General features: G+C 71.7%; 13 protein-coding genes. 4 read left to right on the forward strand and 9 right to left on the reverse strand.

All coding sequences use genetic code 11. The features are described 5' to 3' along the window. Nucleotides 1-12 precede the first annotated feature (12 nt). The 3 genes from ABT085_RS27270 to ABT085_RS27280 form a co-directional block, all read right to left on the reverse strand. Nucleotides 13-1,092 carry a sensor histidine kinase gene (locus tag ABT085_RS27270; protein ID WP_351613230.1) on the reverse strand — a complete coding sequence of 360 codons (1,080 nt, stop codon included), beginning with the start codon at nucleotides 1,090-1,092 and terminating at the stop codon, nucleotides 13-15. Continuing rightward, nucleotides 1,085-1,774, reverse strand: a complete 690-nt coding sequence (locus tag ABT085_RS27275) for a response regulator transcription factor (RefSeq protein ID WP_351613233.1) — start codon at nucleotides 1,772-1,774, stop codon at nucleotides 1,085-1,087. The genes ABT085_RS27270 and ABT085_RS27275 overlap by 8 nt, the downstream gene beginning before the upstream one ends. 68 nt (nucleotides 1,775-1,842) lie before the next feature. Then, nucleotides 1,843-2,547 carry a VanZ family protein gene (locus tag ABT085_RS27280; RefSeq protein WP_351613235.1) on the reverse strand — a complete coding sequence of 235 codons (705 nt, stop codon included), beginning with the start codon at nucleotides 2,545-2,547 and terminating at the stop codon, nucleotides 1,843-1,845. A gap of 179 nt (nucleotides 2,548-2,726) precedes the next feature. Between ABT085_RS27280 and ABT085_RS27285 the strand changes: the two genes are divergently transcribed. Beyond that, the gene (locus tag ABT085_RS27285) at nucleotides 2,727-3,629 is read left to right on the forward strand and encodes an ADP-ribosylglycohydrolase family protein (protein WP_351613269.1); all 903 of its coding nucleotides are present in this window, start codon (nucleotides 2,727-2,729) and stop codon (nucleotides 3,627-3,629) included. Nucleotides 3,630-3,741: 112 nt separating this feature from the next. On the opposite strand, the gene ABT085_RS27290 is transcribed toward ABT085_RS27285, so the two are convergent. From ABT085_RS27290 to ABT085_RS27300, 3 genes are all read right to left on the reverse strand, one after another. Continuing rightward, nucleotides 3,742-10,764 carry a glycoside hydrolase domain-containing protein gene (locus ABT085_RS27290; protein WP_351613238.1) on the reverse strand — a complete coding sequence of 2,341 codons (7,023 nt, stop codon included), beginning with the start codon at nucleotides 10,762-10,764 and terminating at the stop codon, nucleotides 3,742-3,744. Between the two features lie 286 nt (nucleotides 10,765-11,050). After that, nucleotides 11,051-11,932 (reverse strand): alpha/beta fold hydrolase, encoded by an 882-nt coding sequence (locus ABT085_RS27295; RefSeq protein WP_351613240.1) that lies wholly within the window; start codon nucleotides 11,930-11,932, stop codon nucleotides 11,051-11,053. 120 nt (nucleotides 11,933-12,052) lie between these two features. Continuing rightward, complete coding sequence (locus ABT085_RS27300) at nucleotides 12,053-13,384, reverse strand: MFS transporter (protein WP_351613243.1); 1,332 nt, start codon at nucleotides 13,382-13,384, stop codon at nucleotides 12,053-12,055. 134 nt (nucleotides 13,385-13,518) lie between these two features. Here ABT085_RS27300 and ABT085_RS27305 point away from each other — a divergent pair, with 134 nt between their 5' ends. The 3 genes from ABT085_RS27305 to ABT085_RS27315 all read left to right on the forward strand — a co-directional run bounded on the left by ABT085_RS27305 (nucleotide 13,519) and on the right by ABT085_RS27315 (nucleotide 16,025). Continuing rightward, nucleotides 13,519-14,454, forward strand: coding sequence for a LysR family transcriptional regulator (locus tag ABT085_RS27305; protein ID WP_351613248.1), 936 nt, complete (start codon nucleotides 13,519-13,521; stop codon nucleotides 14,452-14,454). 170 nt (nucleotides 14,455-14,624) lie between these two features. Further along, a complete protein-coding gene (locus ABT085_RS27310) occupies nucleotides 14,625-14,918 on the forward strand; it encodes a hypothetical protein (RefSeq protein WP_351613253.1) in 294 nt (97 codons plus the stop codon). A gap of 189 nt (nucleotides 14,919-15,107) precedes the next feature. Then, nucleotides 15,108-16,025 carry an NADP-dependent oxidoreductase gene (locus tag ABT085_RS27315; RefSeq protein WP_351613271.1) on the forward strand — a complete coding sequence of 306 codons (918 nt, stop codon included), beginning with the start codon at nucleotides 15,108-15,110 and terminating at the stop codon, nucleotides 16,023-16,025. Between the two features lie 20 nt (nucleotides 16,026-16,045). On the opposite strand, the gene ABT085_RS27320 is transcribed toward ABT085_RS27315, so the two are convergent. The 3 genes from ABT085_RS27320 to ABT085_RS27330 form a co-directional block, all read right to left on the reverse strand. After that, entirely contained in the window at nucleotides 16,046-16,909 is an 864-nt protein-coding gene (locus ABT085_RS27320) for a pentapeptide repeat-containing protein (protein WP_351613256.1), read from the reverse strand. 207 nt (nucleotides 16,910-17,116) lie between these two features. Further along, a complete protein-coding gene (locus tag ABT085_RS27325) occupies nucleotides 17,117-18,835 on the reverse strand; it encodes an acyl-CoA dehydrogenase family protein (RefSeq protein ID WP_351613259.1) in 1,719 nt (572 codons plus the stop codon). Between the two features lie 67 nt (nucleotides 18,836-18,902). Beyond that, the gene (locus ABT085_RS27330) at nucleotides 18,903-19,469 is read right to left on the reverse strand and encodes a PadR family transcriptional regulator (RefSeq protein ID WP_351613266.1); all 567 of its coding nucleotides are present in this window, start codon (nucleotides 19,467-19,469) and stop codon (nucleotides 18,903-18,905) included. Nucleotides 19,470-19,691 lie beyond the last annotated feature (222 nt).

The raw sequence follows: 19,691 nt of genomic DNA on the forward strand, positions 1-19,691 counted from the left end.
GTCGCGGCCCCGTCACGGCCTGCCGGGCAGCCGGACCGTGACGAGGAGACCGCCGGCGGCCCGGGGCACGAGGTCGAGGGTCCCGTCGTGGGCGCGGACGATGCCGGCCACGATGGCCAGGCCCAGCCCCACGCCGGCGTGCTCGTCGGTGCGCACGCGCTCCGTTCCCCGCTGGAAGGGTTCGGTGAGGGTCGGCACCAGTTCCGGAGGGAGCCGACGGCCCGTGTTCTCGACCCGCAGCACGCTCGTGCCGCCGTCCGCCCCGGTGCGGACCGTCACCGTGCCCCCGGTGGGGAGGTTGTGGACGATGGCGTTCTGGACGAGGTTCGTCACCATCCGCAGCAGAAGCTCCGCGGAACCGCTGGTCCGGGCCGCCCCGCCGGTGACATCGAGCGTGATCCGGCGCTGCTCGGCGAGGGGAAGCAGCGTTTCGGCGGCTTCCTCGGCGACGAGCGAGAGGTCGACGTCCTCACGGGTGAAGTTCCCGCGGTCGCCACGGCTGAGCAGCAGCAGGGCCTCCGTGAGGTCGATCGCCCGGGTGTTGACCGTGTGCAGCCGCTCGATGAGTTCGTCCCCCTCCCGAGCGGTGTCCTTGCGGGCCACGTCGAGGAGCGTCCGCGAGATCGCCAGCGGGGTACGCAGTTCATGGGAGGCGTTCGCCGCGAACCGCCGCTGCTCGGCGACATGGGACTCGAGCTGTTCGAGCATCGAGTCGAACGCGTCGGAGAGCTCCCGGAACTCGTCCTGGCGGCCTTTCATGTGGATCCGGTGGGACAGCGTCCCGTTCCCCGCCATCCGGGCCGCAGCGGTGATCTGACCGAGCGGTGCCAGCATCCGGCCGGCGAGGAACCATCCCCCCATGAGGCCGAACAGGAGCAGGAAACCCATGGCCACGGCCGCGGCGGGAGCGAAGGTGTGCACCAGGAGGTAGCGGTTGGGCGAGATCCCGAGCAGGCCCTTGGGGTTGTCGGGTACGTAGCGCAGGATGAACGCCCACACCACCGCGAGCAGGAGAGTGCCGGCGACGGCGAGGAATCCGGCATAGCTGAGGGTGAGTTTCAGCCGGGCGCTGAGCCCGGGGCGTCTACGCATGCGCGCTGCCGGGAGCTGCGGCGCCGCTGTCGATCCGGTAGCCGACACCGGGCACCGTGGCGATGATCCAGGGTTCGCCGAGCCGTTTGCGCAGCGCGGAGACGGTGATGCGTACGGCGTTGGTGAGCGGGTCGGCGTTCTCGTCCCAGGCCCGCTCCAGCAGTTCTTCGGCGCTGACCACCCCGCCCTCGGCGGCGACGAGGACCTCCAGCACGGCGAACTGTTTGCGGGTGAGCGCGACATAGCGTCCGTCGCGGAAGACCTCCCGGCGGAAGGGGTCGAGCCGCAGGCCCGCGATCTCACGGACCGGGGGGCGGGCGTAGGCGCGCCGGCGGTCGAGCGCCCTCAGCCGCAGGACGAGCTCCCGCAGCTCGAACGGTTTGGTGAGGTAGTCGTCGGCGCCGAGCCCGAACCCGGAGGCCTTGTCGTCGATCCGGTCGGCAGCGGTGAGCATGAGGATCGGGATACCGCTGCCCGAGGCGACGATACGCCGGGCGACCTCGTCGCCCGAGGGGCCGGGGATGTCGCGGTCGAGGACCGCGAGGTCGTAGGAGTTGACGCTGAGCAGTTCCAGGGCGGAGTCACCATCGCCGGCGATGTCGGCGGCGATCGCCTCCAGCCGCAGACCGTCCCGGACGGCTTCGGCCAGGTAGGGCTCGTCCTCCACGATCAGTACGCGCATGTCTGAAGCCTAAGCAGCACCGCATGTCTCCGACGTATGCAAAGACGTGTGCACACCGGACACCAGGCTCATCCCGTCGGGACCGGCGCGGGGCGGGAGCGGTCCGACGGCGCCTGCGCTCCGGTGCGCCACCAGCGGCGCGCGCCCAGTGCGGCCAGCGCGGCACCGGTGGCGTTGACCAGGACGTCGTCCACGGAGGACACCCGGTCCAGCCACAGGACGTACTGTGCGACCTCGACCAGGGCCGAGCAGGCCGCCCCGAGCGCCAGGACCCGCGGCACGGACGCCAGCGCCTTGAACCGTATCGGGGCGAAGAACCCCAGCGCCGCGAAGACCAGCAGGTTGCCGACGATCCCGCCCGCCCCCATCGTGACCAGGTCACGCAGCGGTATCAGACTCACCCGGCGGGGAGCGACGCCGGGTGCGCCGCCCGGCATCATGGTCAGCCACAGGAACGGTATGGTCCCGTGGACCATGCCCACCTCGGCCAGCGACATCCGCCACGGAGATGCGACGCCGGCGGCACGCCGACGGTGCGCCAGAGCCCACACCACCAGCCCGGCCAACGGCAGCGCGACCAGCGTCATGAGCACCACGCCGTTGAACGTGTCGTAGCAGCCGTGCCACCGCCCGGACATGCACCTCGGGGCGGACATCATGAGCGGCCGCCGCACGGCGAACAGGGCGCTCGCCAGGCCGAGGACCGCCAGGCCGAGGGGCACGGTCCTGCGTGTCCGGCGAGGCGGTACCGACAAGGGCGTGTGATGGCTCATGTCCCCATGGAAGCCGGAGGGCGGTTGTCGGGACGTATGTGTTTTTCGATACACCCGCGATACGCCCAAGGCGTGCCTGGGCCCAGAACCCCGGACGCGACGAATCCGCGTGTCGCCGGCCGACCCGAAATCTGGGCGCGACAGGGCCGTCGTGCTGCGATGCTGTCCCGGTGATCGACATGCCTACTGCCGTGCTGGATTCGTTGTACGGGCTCGCGTTCGGCGACGCCTTCGGTGACCGTTGGTTCGGCATCCTGCGCCAGGCGGGTCCGGCGGCCCTGGAGGCGCGGACGCTGCCCGCGGAACCGCTGTGGCGGTGGAGCGACGACACCGCCCAGGCGCTGGTCCTCGTCCGGGAACTCGCCGAGGGCGGCGGCACCGTCGACCAGGACCGTCTCGCCCTGCGCTTCGCGGCCGCCTACGCCGACGACACGCATCGCGGCTACGGAGCATCGATGCATGACGTGCTCCGCCGGATCGGCGCGGGCGAGCCCTGGCGGGAGGTCGTCACCGGACAGTTCGGCGGGCAGGGGTCCTGGGGCAACGGAGCTGCCATGCGCGTCGCCCCGCTCGGCGCCTGGCACTCCGCCGACCTCGACGCGGCCGCCGAGCAGGCCGCCCGCCAGAGCGCGGTCTCGCACCACCACCCGGAGGCGGTCGCCGGGGCGGTGGCGGTCGCCGTCGCCGCAGCGCTGGCGACCCGCAGCCGGGGCGGACCCGCCCCGGCCGGGCCGGACTTCCTCCGGGCGGTCGCCGAACGGCTCCCCGACAGCGACGTCCGCTCGGGAGTGCGGATCGCCGGCCGGATGCCGGAGCACACCTCGGTCCGGCACGCCGCGGAGGTCCTGGGCTCGGGGTACCGGATGTCAGGCCCCGACACCGTCCCCTACGCCCTGTGGTGTGCGTCGCGGCACCTCGACGACCTGCACGAGGGCCTGTGGGTCACGGTCGCCGGGCGCGGTGACATCGACACCACCTGCGCTGTCGCGGGCGGGGTGATCGCCGCCCGCACGGGCGCCGCCGCCCTTCCCCCTGCCTGGCACGCAGCCCGTGAACCGCTGCCCCCGGTCGTGCCGGAGTAGGAATCCTGTTCACGATTCCTGGGAGCGAAGGGGTCGGGCCGTCATGCGGACGGCCCCTGCGGACGAACCGTGGTGCTTCGTCCGCAGGGGCCGTGCGTCGGCTGCCGGGTGGTCACCTCGGGCCGTACACCCCGCGGATGCTCATGCGCTCCGCCCACTCCGACGCCGGCGACCAGAGTCCGGCACCGTCGGCGGAGCCTGCTCCGTTGCTTCCGCCGCTCCCGTTGGCTGCGTTGCCCCCGAGGTCCCATGGGACGGGTCCCAGCCGGTCGTGGTCACCGCCGTTGCCGCCGGCCGCGACCGGCCGGTCGTCCCGGTCCGTGAGCTGGAATCCGACCGTGTAGGTCCGCGTGACCGCGCCGTTGGCCGAGGTCACCCGGATGGTGCGGGTGACGAACCGGGACCCGGGCGACGACAGGACCGAACTGCCGTCGGTGACCTTCACCCGCGCGCCGGACCGGGCCGGTACGGCGGAGACGGCCGGGATCCTCGTGTTCTTCGGCCAGTCGACGACGTACGTGGACACCTCCGGGTCGAACCCGTCGATCGAGACGCCCCCCACCTTGACCGCGGCGGCGTCGGCCACACTGGCCTCGGTGGCGTCCGCGAAGTTCGTCACCGTGACCGACCCGTCGGCGTTCACCACCACCTGCGCCGCCGTCGCGGCCGCCAGGTTGATCCGCTGCCAGCTCGAGCCGCCGTCCGCGGTCAGGTCGAGCGGATACCCGGAGTCCGTCGCGGTCTGCTCCAGGACCTGGGTGCGCTGCTCGGTGGTGAGGTCCGGGAAGGCCGTGACGAGCAGGGCCGCCGCGTCGGACGGCGCCTCGAGCGCCTGCCCGGACTTCGCCACCGGGGAGAACCCGTAGGTCAGGCGGCGCGTGTACAGGTCGACGTCCTGCGCCGCGCTCAGACCGGCGTAGGGGTCGCCCGCGCAGGCCGCGAGGGTGTCGCCGTACCCCTCCTCCTCGCACTGCGCGAGCAGTACGTTCTCGATCTCGGTGTGGGCCTGCATCAGCAGTTGGCGGAATTCGGGGTCCGCCCACCGGTGTGCCACGGTGGCCTGTCCGGTGATGCGGCCTCCCATCACGTCCAGCGGGTAGTGGAACCCGAGGACGACGCGGTTGTCCCCGTACTCCGAGGTGCGCGCGAGGATCGACGGTGCCAGCTCCGGCAGGAGCGTGGCGAGGACGGTCCCGGCCTCGTAGCCTCCGTAGGTGTGGCCGCTCGGGTACGAGCCGCTGGTGGTGAGGCTGCCGTAGGAGCCGTCCTGCGACTCGTAGACCGCCCCGCCGTCGCCGACGAACCCGAGCCGTACGTAGGGGCGCAGATAGCCGTAGTGGTTCTTCGCCGCGTCGACCTTGTCGAGGTTCTTCGTCACCCGGGAGAACAGGGCACCGGTCTTGGGCAGTCGGCCGCCGTTCAGGGCGTCGCTGTAGATCCGGCCGAGCCGGGAGCCGAGGCTGTCGGCCATCGTGACGGTGGCGCTGTGCGTCGCGTCGACCTCGGCCCGGTCCACCTCCGCCTGCGTGGCCGCGTTGTTGATGCGCACGGCGATCCGGTCGTTCTCGGCGCTTGCCGAAGTGCCGCTCGGGACCTTGGTGTTGGGTCCGAGGATGCCGGAGCCGAGGTCCCGGAAGCCGTCGAGCAGACCGTTGACGTAGTCGCTCCCGTCGCCGGTGCCCGGCCAACGGTCCGACGCGTAGGCCGCGTTGAGCGTGTCGTCCGGGAAGGGCGAGGGCACGTACGCCGGGTCGGCCGTCTCCGCCGGGACGGTTGCCGCGGATCCCTGTGCCGAGGCGGTCGTGGGGGAGCCGTCGGAGGAGCCGGCCAGGGTCAGCGCGGTCACGGTCGCCGTGTGTGCCCTCGCCCTGCCGGTGGTCGTCAGCAGCGCGGTGTGCATCGTCGGGGCCACGTGCGCGGTGGTTCCGTCGTCGAGGGCCACGGTGTAGCCGATGACCGGGAATCCGCCGTCGCCGGCCGCCCGCCAGGTCACGCGGACCTGCCCGCCGTCGGTGAACACCCCCGTCACGGCCGGCTTCTGCGGCTTGCCGCCGCCGGTGACCACGGGCGCGGTGGCGGGGCTCGGGTGCGAGGCGCCGACGGCGTTCACCGCGCTGACGCGCGCCGTGTACGACCGGCCGGCCCGCAGCCAGGTGAACGTCGTGCTGTGGGCCGCCAGATCGCGGATCTCGGCCAGGTGGCCGTCGTCGAGGGTGACCCGGTAGCCGGTGACCGGTGAGCCGCCGGTGTCCTCGGGCGCGGACCAGGCGACGGTCACGCTCGTGCCGGACGACGTCGCCGACACCGCGTCGGGCGCGGCCGGTACGGTCCTGGGCCTGGCGGTGAGTGCGGCCACGGCGTGACGCAGGGCGTCGTACCGGGTGGTGAGGGTCGCGTCCTCGGCCCCGGCGTCCGCGACGGCGTTCCTCGCCTCGGCGAGCGCCGTGGTGAACTGCGTCCACGACACGTCCGTGTAACGGTCGTCGGTGAGGCCGGACACGGTGGCGACCAGGTCCTCCAGCCTCAGCCGCGGGAGCGGGACGAGCTGTCCGGCCGCGAGGGTGAGGCTGCGGGTGCGGGTGTCGACCTCGGGCTGGGTCACGTCGTCGGCGTCGACGAGGGCCCGGGCGGCGGCGAGTTCGCGCCGGTACACCCCGAAGTCGATGGTGTCGTAGCGCTCCGCGTCGTCGGCCAGGCCCGCGTACCGGTCGATCGCCCTGCGCAGGGCGGATCGGTCCGTGACGGCGGGCGCGGCGACGTGGTCGAAGGTGATCCGCCCCAGGTTGGCGACGTACGGGTGAGAGGAGTCCGGGGTCGTCACCAGCCGCAGGTGCACGGCGTGCCTGCCGGTGATCGCCTCGGGCAGGGCGAGGCTCGTCGTCCCGCCCGACGACCACGCGGCACCGGTGACGGGCAGCGGGACGGTCGCGTACGGCGTACCGGGGGCGGTCGCGTCGAAGGCGTCCAGGTACAGCTGGACGGCGGAACCGGTGCCGCAGCGGGCGGAGTTGTTGACGTAGGTGATCGTGACGGCGTTCTTGGCGGAACCGCCGAAGTCGATGTCCCCGTAGTCCAGCCAGGCCCCGTTGTAGGTGCCGCCGAGGTCGGTGGTGGAACCCGCGCCGCTCCAGCCGACCGGCTCGCTCTTGAGTCCGCCGCCGCTGTGGGAGCGGAACGCGGTGGCGTCGAACGCCACGGGTGCGGCTCTGTCCTGAGTGAGCGTCAACGCGTACACGTTGGCCACATAGGGCTGCGTGGACGACTGGGTGCCGGAGATGAAGTCGGCGTACACGTCCTGGACGCCGTTGAAGACGCCCGGGTCGAGCCGTACGGTCGTGGTGGCGACGCTGCCCCAGCCCGATCCGGTGTAGTCGAGGGGGATGTCCGCCTTCTTCGGACCGTCCTTCGCGCCGAGGTGCAGTTCGATGTGGGAGTCCGACGCCGCGCGCGACTGGGGCTTGTCGTAGCGGACGGTGACGGTGTCGGCGCCCTCGTGGAGGTCGATGCCCGTCCACCGGGCCCACGCGCCGTTCGTGGTGTTCTCGAAGACGCCGTTCGTGAGGTTCAGCGGGAGCGAACCCCCGCCGGTCGTGGTGCTGTTGGCCGCGGTCAGGGTGGCGAGCGTGGTCGTGGTGGACGAGGAGACCTCGTTCGCCGAGAACTGGTACCAGTCGAAGTTCGACACCCACGACTGGCCCGACGGGGCGTGGAAGACGAACGTCGCGTTCGACGCGTCCAGCAGGGCGTCCGGGGCGGTGACGGCCGCCTGCACCGTGCTGTAGTACTGCCAGCCGCCCGTTCCGGGGAGCTGGACGGTGGCGACGACGGGGCCGTCGGCGGCACCGGCGTGGATGTCGACGCTGCTCGGCTTCGCTGTCGTCGCCTGCGAGTTCGCGTAGCGGACCGCGATGCTGCGCGGGGCGACCCCGCCGAAGTCCAGCTTGGTGAACCGCTCCCACGAGCCCTCGGTGACGCCGCCGAGGTCGCCGTCCGAGTAGTACGCCTCCTTGACCAGGCTGGGACCCTCCATCTGGTCGGGCGCCTCGGCCTGGAGGACGGCGTAGCCGCCCTCGTCGACGGTGAGCGCGTCGACGGCGGAGCGCAGCGCGTCGTCCGCGGCCATGAGCGTGCCCGTCGCGGAGGCGGGATCCGCGAGGACGGTACGCGCGCGTTCGAGCGCCGACCGGAACACACTCCACGAGCCGTCGGAGTAGTGGGCGCTGCGCACCAGCGAGGCCTGCTCGACGAGTGCGCCGAGCGCCTTGCGGGGCACCGCGGCGGCGGAGACGACGAGCGGGTCGGTCGGGGATATCCCGGTGCCGCGCACCGTCGAGGCCCGTACGCCGTGCGCGAAGGCCTGGTCCTGGAAGGTGATGCCGAACCGCGCGTCGACCTGCGTGCTGCCGGTGAGCGACAGCGTCGCCGTACGCGGGCCGGCGACGCGCAGGTCCGCCGTGACACCGCCCGGCAGGCCGGTCACGGTGGCCGCACCGGACCCGGTCAGGCTGGTCCCCTTGCGGGCGGCGAACGACGCCGGTCCGGACAGGGTGAGCCGCACGCTGCCGTCGACGGCGCCGTCCGCCGCGGTGCCGACGGTGCCCGGGCGGGCGGAGACGACGGTGTCGCCCAGGCCGGTGCCCGTGCCGCCGTCACCGGTGTCGCCCGCGTCGGTGTTCAGCGAGTAGGCGGGCTTCGTGCGGGCGCCCCACCGGGAGGGCTCGGCGCCCATCGTGAAGTCCAGGGTCCCGCCCGAGACGATCTGCGAGTAGTCCAGCCAAGTGTCGCCGAACCGCTTGCCGTTGAGGGTCGCGCTCTGCACGTAGTAGTTGCTCGGCGACACGCCTTCGGCCTTCACCGTGAACCGGGCGCCGTTGGCGTAGCGGATCGTCGTGGAGTCGAAGAACGGGCTGCCGATCTGGAACTGGCCGGAACCGGCGGTCACCGGGAACAGGCCCAGTGCGGCCCCGACGAACATGGTCGACATCGTTCCGGCGTCGTTGTCCATGGTCGGCAGGAAGCCCTTCGGGGAGAGCTTGTAGACCTGGGTCCTGACGGGCGGGCGGAACTCGCCGCCGGAGCTGGGGGCTTCGTTCGAGGAGCCCGTCGCTATGTAGCGGTTCCAGGTGGCGCCGGTGTAGATCGCGCGCACCCACTTCTGCGTCAGGCTCGGCTCACCGACGTAGTTGAAGAGGTACGGGGCCTGGAGGTCGATCTCGTTCGCGTTGGAGTGCAGCATGGTCGAGCCGTCGTCGGCACCGGAGTCCTCGCCGAACATGTGCTCCACCGCGGCCTTGCCGGCCTTCGCGCCGCCCATGGCCTCGATCAGGCCGCCCATGTCGTACGCGTCGTACCAGTGGTACTGCCAGAGCGTGCCCTGGTAGAGACCGGCCGCCTCGAACTTCTCGTAGTCGGCGCTCTGCCAGTCGCCGCCCGTGGCACGCGGGGTGAGCAGGCCGACCTTCGTGCCGTCGGCCGCCGTCCAGGCGCCGGACTTCACCAGGTTGTCGATCGCCATGGTCGACTGGGTACGCAGCTTCTTCGCGTCCTCGTCCTTGCCGAGGGCGTCGGCGACGACGGACAGCGCCCACTGGTCGTAGCCGCGCTGGACGGTCGTGCCGGGGTCCCCGCTGACGTAGCCCTGCCGCAGCTGCGCCCCCGTGTAGTACCCGGCGTACGACTCCAGTGCCGGGTATGCCTCGTCGAGCCGGTCGAAGTCCTTGAAGCCCTTCGACAGCGCGTCGGCGATCAGTACGGGCGAGCGCTCCCAGCGGACGGTCGGCACCGAGTGGGTGAGGCTGCCCAGGCTCTTGCCGGAGGTGTGCACATCGGCGAAGAGCTCGATCAGCGACTGCACCATGTCCCGGTAGGTGGCCGGGTCGATGTACGCCTCGACGGAGTACTTGCGGAAGTCGTCCCAGGTGGACCAGCCGTCGTAGTACGTGAAGCCGTTCGCCTTGTGCACCGCTCCGTCCGCGCCGCGGTAGGTCCCGCTGGTGCTGGTGGCGTTCACCGGCAGCGCGTACATGCGGTACAGGTGCGTGTAGAACTCCTCGGTGAGCGTCGACCCGGGATCGGACGTCGCGGAGGCGTGTACGTCGACGGCGCCGAGCGCGCGGTTCCAGTCCGCCTTCGTCCGGGCTCGCGCCTGGTCGAAGGTGAGGTGACCGACCTCGTTCCGCTGGTCGGCCGCGGCCTGTTCCGCGCTGATCGGCGACAGTGTGATGCGCAGTTCGATGTCGTTCCCGGCGGCCTTGTCGAACCCGAGGACGGCGCCGGTGTCGCTGCCTTCCTGCGCGGTGGAGTCGCTCAGCTTTCCGTCGCCGCCCCAGCTCTTGAGGGAGGTCACGGGAACGTTCGTGGTGGCGGTGTAGTACAGCTGGTACGAGGCGCCGTTGAACGACCCCGCGACGATCCCGGAGACCGAGGTGGTCCCGTCGGGGAGGGTCGTCGCCCTGAGGGTCGAACGGGTGCGGCTGGTGAAGTTGTTCGCCAGGTCGAGGACGAGTTCGGGCTCCGCCCCGGCGGGGAAGCTGTACCGCTCCAGTGCCGTGCGCGTCGTCGCGGTCATCTCGGCCCGCACGGTGCCGGAGTCCTGCGTCACCGACGTACCGCTTCCGGAGACGGAACCGAGCCCCACCTGGTAGTACCCGGGCGTCGCGGTCTCGTCCTCGTGGCGGTACGCGTGGGCGTACGTGCCGGGGGCGGGGCGCTTGTCGTACCGTACGGAGGTCGGGACGACGAGCAGGTCGCCACCGCCGCCCGAGCCGCCGACGCCGTCGAGGTTCGTGGCGGTGATCCCGGCGATGTGGTTCACGTCGTAGTCGTACCCGGAGTGGCTGCGGCCGGGCGTGGTCAGCGGGTTGACCTTGGCCAGACCGTGCGGCGCCTGGGCGCCCGGCAGGTCGTTGCCGTCGTCGCCGGCGGTCGACACGAACGGGTCGACGAGGGCCGTGTAGTCCGTGGCGCCGGATGTCCCACCGGACCCCGCGGACGGCGTGGGGCCGGGCGCCGCGGCGGCCGCGCCGCCACCCGCCGGCGCGGCCAATGCGAGCGCCCCGGTGAGCAGCGCCGCGACCGTCGCGCGCAGGGGCCGGCGATGCCGATGGGCGGTCCTCGCAAGGACCGCGCGGGACAAGGGGGGACGGGATCTGATGGGTCTGATGGGCACGTAACCTCTCCAGCGTCACTCGTACGCACGGTCCGGCCGGCCGGAAGACAACGTTGTCGGACCGCGGTGCCGGGCATGCAACCCAGACGGGGAACGGCAGTGGACACACAGGATGGCACCGGTTCACCGGATCGCACCCGCCGCGTTCACGGCCGTCCGTCATCAGACAGGGAGAAGGCGTACGGCGGGCGAACGCCGTTCGTACAACCCGGTCGCGTGGCGCAGGAGTCGGGCGAGCCGTCGGATCGCCCGCTCAGCCGGTGTGGGCCTCCAGGGCGGCGATGATCTCGGGCCAGAGTTCGCGTGGGCGGTCGTGTCCCATGTCGGGGATCAGCAGGAGCTCGGCTCCCGGCACGAGCTCCGCGGTGCGCCGGCCGCCGCTGGGGTCGATCAGCGTGTCGTCCAGTCCGTGGATCACCAGCGTCGGCACCCGGAGCGTACGGAGTGCGTCCGCGCGGGAGCCGCTGAGGACCATCGCCCCGAGCTGGCGGCCGACCCCGGCGGGGTAGTGGGCGCGGTCGTAACTGCGGCCGGCGAGCTCCCGGAGGGCCGCGGCATCGCCGTAGCGCCTGGAGGCCCACACCAGTTCCCGGTCCGCCGCCGCGACGTACCCGTCGCGGTCCGCCGGCTTCGGGCCGAACAGCACCGCCTGGGCCTCGGGGCTGGAGCGGCCGTACTCGCTCTCGCCGGTGGAGGACATCATCGACGTGAGGGTCAGCACCCGCTCCGGGTGGGTGATGGCCATGGTCTGGGCGATCATGCCGCCCATCGAGGTCCCGACCACATGGGCGCGTTCGATCCCGAGCGCGGTGAGCAGGCCCAGGCCGTCGTCGGCCATGTCCCGCAGCCGGTAGGGCACCATCGCCAGGGCGGCGGGGATGTCTCCCGAGCTCACCGCGGTGATGAACCGGTTCATGTCGACCGGGTGATCGTCGAACTTGGTGGACAGGCCGCTGTCACGGTTGTCGTAGCGGATCACATGGCGGCCGCGGGCAGCCAGCATCCGGCAGAAGTCCTCGTGCCAGGCGATCAGCTGGGCGCCGAAGCCCATCACGAGCAGCACGGCGGGGTCACCGGGGTCGCCGAAGCTCTCGTAGGCGAGGGACACTCCGGGCGACACGTCGACGATGGGCATGTCCGGATCTTGTCAGGCCCGGCCGGTGGAGCGCATCCGGATTGCCCGCAGCAGGCGTCGTGACCGGTCGGACGGGCCGGTCGGACGGGGCGGTCGGACGGGCCGGTCAGACGGGGTCGGTCAGACGGGGTCGGCTGCCGGCTCCGGCGCGGCGGGCAGCGCCGCGGCACGCCGGCGGGGGAGCAGCAGCGGGGTGGCCAGCAGCAGGGCGCCGGCCAGACCGATGGCGGCGCGCGGGCCGAGCAAGGTGCCCAGCACTCCCCACACGGCCGTCAGGAGCGCGGTCGAGGCCTTGGTGGTCACCGCCCAGGCGGAGAGGGTGCGGGCGACGCGGTCGGCCGGGGTGCGTTCGAGGCGGCAGGTGGCCTGGACGGGGTTGAAGATCCCGCAGCAGAAGATGAGCCCGAGCTCGACCCCCATCACCAGCAGCAGCCCTGCGCCGCCCGGTCCCAGGAAGGCCAGGCCGACCGGCCAGAGCGCGCGCAGCACCCCGGACGCGACCAGGACCCGGTGCCGGCCGAACCGGGTGACGAGCGAGGGGGCCAGCCGTGAACCGAGCAGTCCGCCGATCGAGGGCGCGGCGAAGGCGAGACCGTACTGCCACGGGGTGAACCCGAGCCGGCCGAGCATCAGGACCGCCAGCAGCGGCTGGGCGGCCATCACCAGACCGTTGAACAGTGCGGTGTTGAAGAACAGCGGGCGCAGCGTCGCGTCGGCGAGGATGTACCGCCAGCCCTCCAGCAGATCGCGGGCCCGTATGCGCTCGGCCTTCCGCGGAATGGGCGGTGGTTCGTGTCCACCGGTCGCGCGGATGCCCAGGGCGGACAGCAGATAGCTGACCGCGTCGGCCGCCACCGTCACCACCGGACCCAGGAGCCCGATCGCCGCGCCGCCCAGCGGCGGTCCGACGATCGTGGTGGTCCAGGCAGTGGACTCCAGCCGGGCGTTCGCGACGAGCAGGTCCTCGGCGGGCAGCAGCGTCTTCAGGTACGCGCCCGAGGCGGCGCGGAAGGTGATGTCGGCCGCCGCGACGACGACGGAGACGAGCAGGAGCTGGAGAAAGGTGAGCACACCGGCGGCGAACGTGGCGGGGATCGTCAGCAGCGCCGCGCACCGCACCAGGTCCGTCGCGATCAGCACCGGCCGCTTGCGGCGGAACTCCACCCACGGGCCGAGCGGCACCGCCACGGCCGCGCCCACCGCTGCTCCCACGGCGGCGAGCGCGGCGACCTCGGCCGGTCCGGCGTCCAGCACCCGTACGGCGATCAGCTCGAACGCGCCGAACGCGAGCCACGTACCCAGCGCACTGGTCCCGTACGCCGCCCACAGCCACCCGAACGGACGCCCCAGCCGACGTCCTGACCGACGTCCGGACGGATGTCCCGGCCGATGTCCGGACGGATGCCCCGACCGGGGTCGCGGCGGGTGCCCACGCCGATGCCCGCGCCTCATGCCCGACACCCTTCCCCCGGTACCTCTACAACCGATCCGCGTTCAGGGGTATCAAAGCGAGCGCCGTGACCTGCGATCAAACAACCGCACGGCCGCTGGGCACAACCACTGGTTGTGGCCGTAGGGTGGTGGGCGTGGATCTCGAAACCGTCCGGACCTTTGTCGTGGCCGCCGACGCGGGGCAGTTCCAGGAGGCCGCCGCCGAGCTGGCGATCACCCAGCAGGCCGTCTCCAAGCGTATCGCCGCGCTGGAGCGCGGCCTCGGTGTGCGGCTGTTCACCCGCACCGCGCGCGGCGCCACCCTCACCATCGACGGTCAGGCGTTCCTGCCCCACGCGCGCGAGCTGCTGCGGGTCGCCGAACGGGCGGTCACCTCCGTACGGGCCGGGCACCGACCGCTGCGCGTCGACATCATCGCCTCCCGCGGCGCCGCGTCGGGCCTGATGCGCGCCTTCCACCGCGCGCACCCCGAGACCGACCTCGACGTGGTGATGCTGCTCGACATCGAGACAGCCGTCGCCGCGATCCGCTCCGGCACCATCGACGCGTCCTTCCGCGCCGTGGCCGCGCCCGGGCGGCCCCTTCCCGAGGACATCGAGTCCGTCCGGGTGATCGACGAGCCGCTCCAGCTCCTCACCGGACCCGCCCATGCGCTGGCGGGTGCCCGGTCGGTGACCGTCGCCCGGCTCGCCGGGCACCGGATCTGGATGCCCGGCATCGTCCCCGGCAGCGAATGGGCCGCCTACTACGACGACCTCGTCGCCGAGTTCGGACTCACCATCGAGGCGACGGGCCCCAACTTCGGCTCCGACGCACTGCTCGACACCATCGCCGACACCCCCGCCCTGGCCACCTTCATGGGCGAGCGCACCCGTCTCGTCTGGCCCGCCGGTCACGGTCTGCGTCTCATCCCCGTCATCGAGCCGACACCCGTCTACCCGCACTCCCTTCTCTGGCACCGCGACAACCCACACCCGGCACTGGCCACTCTCCGCGCCCACCTCGCCGCCACGGGCACCGGTCACGACGCCGCCGGGACCTGGACCCCGGACTGGGTGACGCCGCGCTGAGGCCCGCGCCCCGAGCAGGTGCTCCGGCCCGCCTCCTGAGCAGTGCCCCGACCTGTGCTCCGGCCTGCGGACCCGCATGCCAGGGTGGGCGAAGAGCCCCGTGACGACCCGCCGCCCGGCGCCGAGTTGCTGATTTCGTGGTGCGTACCCGCCCGCTTATGATCTTGGCCGTGACTGTGCAGAATTCTGACAAGATGCTCTCCCGCAAGCAGAGACTCCAGGAGAAGCAGCGCCGGCAGCTGTCGGTGGTGGACATGGTGGACAAGGCCGAGGCCAAGGTCCGCAAGGCGGACGCCGAGCTGGCCGTGGCGGTCGCCGAGGCGGTGCAGGTGTTCGGTGACGAGAAGTCCGCGTCCGAGGGACTCGACATGACGCCCGAAGCGATCCGCCGCTTCCTCCTCATGGCTCAGGAGGAGTCCGCCAAGGAGTCCGCCAAGACCGAAGAGCCCGCCGGGGACTCCTGACGCCTCCGGTGGTGATCACGGCGTGGTCCCCGGCGCCGGGAGCCACGCTCGCGTGCTGCCCGTGCCGGTGGTGCGCAAGGGAATCAGACTCGCTCCCGAGCCGTTGAACGCCACGGCACGGACGGTCGGTTGGCCGTCCGCGGCGTGACCGACGAATGCCCGGCCGAGCGAGGGAGCGGTGATCACGCGATGAAGGCGGTGCGGTTCCACACCTACGGCGAGATCGACGTGCTGCGGGTGGAGGAGGTGGCGCGCCCGGTGCCCGGCCCGGGGCAGGTGCTCGTGGCGGTCCGCGCGGCCGGGATCCAGCCCGGTGAGGTGATGATCCGCAAGGGCGCGCGGCACGACCGCTGGCCGGCGACCTTCCCGTCCGGTCAGGGCAGCGATCTGGCCGGTGTCGTGGTGGAGTCGGGCCCACACGTGCGCGGCTTCGCGGTGGGCGACGAGGTTCTGGGCTTCACTCATGGCCGGGCCAGCCACGCGGAGTTCGTCGTGGTCGACGACGTGAACGTGATCCACCGTCCGCAGGGACTGTCCTGGGATGTGGCAGGGGCGCTGTACGTGGCCGGGACGACCGCGTACGCCTGTGTGTTCGCGGTGGACCCCGGAGCGGCCGACACGGTTGTGGTGTCCGGTGCGGCGGGCGGCGTCGGATCCCTTGCCGTGCAGCTCGCACGGCGGCGCGGCGCCACGGTGATCGGGCTGGCGGGCGAACGCAACCACGCCTGGCTCAAGGACCGCGGGGTCGTCCCGGTCGCGTACGGGCCGGGCGTGGCCGAGCGGATCCGGCGGGCCGCCGGTGGGGACGTCGACGCGTTCATCGACACGTTCGGCGACGGATACGTGGAACTGGCGGTCGAGTTGGGCGTACGGCCCGAGCGGATCAACACGATCCGCGACTGGCGGGCCGCGGCCGAGGTCGGTGCCCGGACCTACGGCGAAGGGTCGGCGGCGTCCGCGGTGGTGATCGGCGAACTCGCCCGGCTCGCCGCACGCGGGGAGCTGGAGGTGCCCATCGCCCGCGGCTACCCGCTGACGCAGGTACGCGATGCGTTCCGCGAGCTCGAACAGGGGCACACCCATGGCAAGATCGTGCTCCGCCCGTAGACCCTGTCCGGCGGATCACGTCAGCACCAGTGCGTGGGACGGCCGAGCGCTGGGGGCAGTCGGGTGGTCGCGTCTCCCTTGGCCGCGTTGACCTGGGCCTGGGTCAGGAAGATGCTTCCGGTGAGGTCGGCCCCGCTCAGATCGGCGTCGCGCAGGTCCGCTCCGATCAGGTCGGCGGTGCGCAGATCGGCACCGGTGAGATCCGCCGCGATGAGCAGGGCGCCGCGGAGGCTGGCCCCCCGAAGGTCGGCACCGGCGAGCCTGGCCCCGATCAGGTCGGCTCCCCGGTGGTTCTTCCTACGGCCCGGGACCGTGGCCCGTATCCGCTCGCCGGCCTGCACCAGCAGGACGTTGACGTCGCCGCGCAGGGCGGCCATGTCGAGTTCCAGGATCGACTCGGCGCTGCCTCGGCTGAGTTCCTCGACCCAGGTGAGGGCCTTGCGGAGGTCCTGGTGGACGGGACGGGCCGACTCGTGGCCGAGGGCCTCGGTGATGTACCAGAGAAGTTCGTGCAGTTGCCGCATCAGCGGGAAGACCGCGAACATCCGGCGTGCGCCGTGCGGGTCCTGACGCCAGTCCGTGCCGCCGAAGGTGACGTGCGAGACCTTCTGGCCGGCGCCGAAGCAGTCGTAGGTCGTGCAGCCCCGAAAGCCCTTCTCCCGCAGGCGGGAGTGTATGCCGCAGCGGAAGTCCGTCTGGAGGTTCGAACACGGCTGTCCCGCGCTCTTGTCGACCGCGAAGTCGGCGGAGCGGGCGAAGGGGAGCGCGACGCAGCACAGCCCGAAGCAGTTGGCGCAGTCGGCCTGAAGGTCCTTGCGGTCGCCGTCGGCGACAACAGGCCTGCGACTGTCGGTGGTGGTGGGGGTTTGCTGCTTCCGGGACAACGTGTGCGCTCCTGCCGCGTCAGGCACCGTTTGCCGCGGTGCGCCGAGGTTGCCCCCATTCTCCCCGATGGTGGCGGTCCTTCGTCCGACGGGTGTGGCCGGGAGACGGACCACGGGCCCGGACATCCGTCACCACCCTTGCCCACCGCACCACTTGCGCCGCCAGGACCGCCCCGCGACACCGGGACGGTCCTGGCGGTGAGCCTGCTAGAGCGCCATCTCGTACGCCCCGGACAGCGCCTCGACCTGCTCCCAGACCCGCGCCGAACGCGCCTCGTCGACGACAGGACGCCGGACCGCGTCCAGAGCCCAGCGCTGCTGCTGCTCGGTCGCGGAGTCCTTGCCGTGCAGTTCGACGGCATGTGCGGAGAAGTCACGGACGAACACGGAGAACAGCTCGTCGAGCACGGACTCGTCCAGCCCGGTCGGGCGCGCCTGCTCCAGAATCAGCTGGCCGTACACCACCAGCGCGAACAGCTGCCCCACGGAGAGGAGGAAGTCGAGGTCGCGGCTCTGCGCCTCGTCGGGAGCCTTGGTGGCGACGAACTCGCACAGGGCGTCGGCCTGTTCGCGGAAGCGGGCGACGTTCGGGACCTCGGCATACGCGTCGAAGGCGGTGCGCCAGTCGTGGAAGCGTACGGAACCCAGGCCGCGGGCCGGACCCTGCCGGAACAGGAAGTCGTCGTCGGCCGCGTCGAGCCGGGTCGGTACGACGGGGTGGTCGACCGGCGTCAGCAGGTGATTGCGCATGAACTTGAGGATCAGCGCGAGGTTGACGTGGACCGTGCCCTCCAGCTTGGGCAGGCCCCGGATCTCCACCGCGGCCTGGGCGAAGTAGTTGTCCTTCTCGAAGCCCTTGGCGGCGATGACGTCCCACATCAGGTCGATGACCTTCTCGCCCTCCGTGGTCACCTTCATCTTCGTCATCGGGTTGAAGAGGAGGTAGCGGCGGTCCTCGGGACCGGCCGAGCGGAAGTAGTCGACGGCGCGGTCGCTGAACAGCTTCATACCGACGAGACGGACGTACGCATCGGCCAACTCCCGGCGCACGTGCGGGAAGACGGTGACGGGCCGGCCGTAGAGGATCCGGTTGCTCGCGTGCGTGACGGCCTCGTACATCGCGTGTTCGCAGATGCCGATCGAGGCGGTGCAGAGATTGAACTTGCCGACGTTGACGGTGTTGAGCGCCGCGTCGAAGGCGGCACGGCCGGTGTGCAGGACGTCCTCGGGGGCGACCGGGTAGTCCTCCAGCCGGAACTCGCTGACGAACTTGGAGGAGTCGACGACGTTCTTCACCAGGTGGTACGCCGGGTGGCGGCTGTCGGCCGCGAAGAAGACGTAACCGTCCGGGCCTTCGACGTCGGTGCGGCGACCGAACACGGAGACCAGACCGGCCGCGTTGCCGTTGCCGATGTAGTACTTGGAGCCGGTGGCCCGGAACCCGCCGTCGTCGGTGGGCTCCAGCAGCATGTCGGTGGAGTAGATGTCGGCGCCGTGGGCCTTCTCGGAGAGGCCGAACGCGAAGACCTCGCCCTCGTTCAGGAGGTCCGCGGCCCGCTTGCGGGCGGAGGCGTTGTCGCTCTGCCAGACCGGGCCGAGACCGAGGATGGTCACCTGCCACGCGTACCAGTAGTCGAGGCCGTAGAACCCGAGGATCTCGTTCAGGGCGGCGATCCGGGCGGTGTCCCAGCGCTGATCCTCGTCCCCGGCGGCGGAGGCCGGGGTGAGGAAGGTGGCGAACAGGCGCTCCTTGGCGGCGAAGGCGAGGAAGTCACCGAGCCAGGCGCGGGTGCGGTAGTCCTCGATCAGACGTCGCTTGCCGCGCTCCTCGAACCAGTCGACGGTGGCGCGCAGCAGCCTGCGGGTCTCGGGGTCGAAGTGCGCCGGGTCGTACGTGTGCGGGTTGAACAGCAGGGGAGTGCTCATGAGGGTCCGCCTTCCGGGGATGGGGGGTCGAGGGTGCCGGGGAGCGGCCGGCCGAACGCGGCGCGGCTCAGGCCGAGGGTGATGTCCGGCCCAGGGCGTGGAGTGTGGCGAGGACGTCGTCGAGCCAGGCGATCGTCATCCGCTCGTACGCGATACCGCCGCGCAGCACGACGTGCTGAAGTTCCTGGCCGGCGTCGAGCGGTGCGGGGGCGTCGGGCCCGGTGAAGTCGCGCAGTTCCCCGCTGAGGTAGTGGGCGAGCCGGGCTCGGTGCACCTGGAGGTGCCGTTCGACCTCGTCGACGAGTGCCGTCGGGTCGTCGAAGGCGGCGCCGCGGATCTTCACCGCGAGATCGTGGCGGAGGCTCTCCGGCTCGATCGGCTCGTGCAGCCATCCGGAGAGGGCCGCGCGGCCGGGGGCGGCGACGGAGTACTCCTTCTTGTCCGGCCGTCCCTGCTGCGGCACTTCGCGGACGTCGAGCACACCCTCGCTCTCCATGCGCTTGAGAACGCGGTAGATCTGCTGGTGGGTCGCGGTCCAGAAGTAGCCGATGGACCGGTCGAACCGCCGGGCCAGTTCGTAACCTGAGCCCGGCTGCTCCAGCAGGGAGACGAGGATCGCGTGTTCGAGCGCCATACCGCACAGCTTTCTATGCAACTAGTTGCATAGACAAGGGCGGCCGCCCCGGTGAGACACGGCTCACCCGAGCGGCGTGGCGCGCGTCGCCCCGCCAACGGGGCCCATCCGTCCCCGGATACGACAAAGCCGCTGCTTCGTGTGAAGCAGCGGCTCTGTCGTGTGTTTGTGGCTGTGGGCGGTGGGTTCGCCCGGTGCTGTCCGGCTCAGTACCAGTGGTGG

It is taken from the genome of Streptomyces sp. NPDC002265 (assembly GCF_040296125.1).
In the GTDB taxonomy this organism is placed as follows: Bacteria; Actinomycetota; Actinomycetes; order Streptomycetales; family Streptomycetaceae; genus Streptomyces.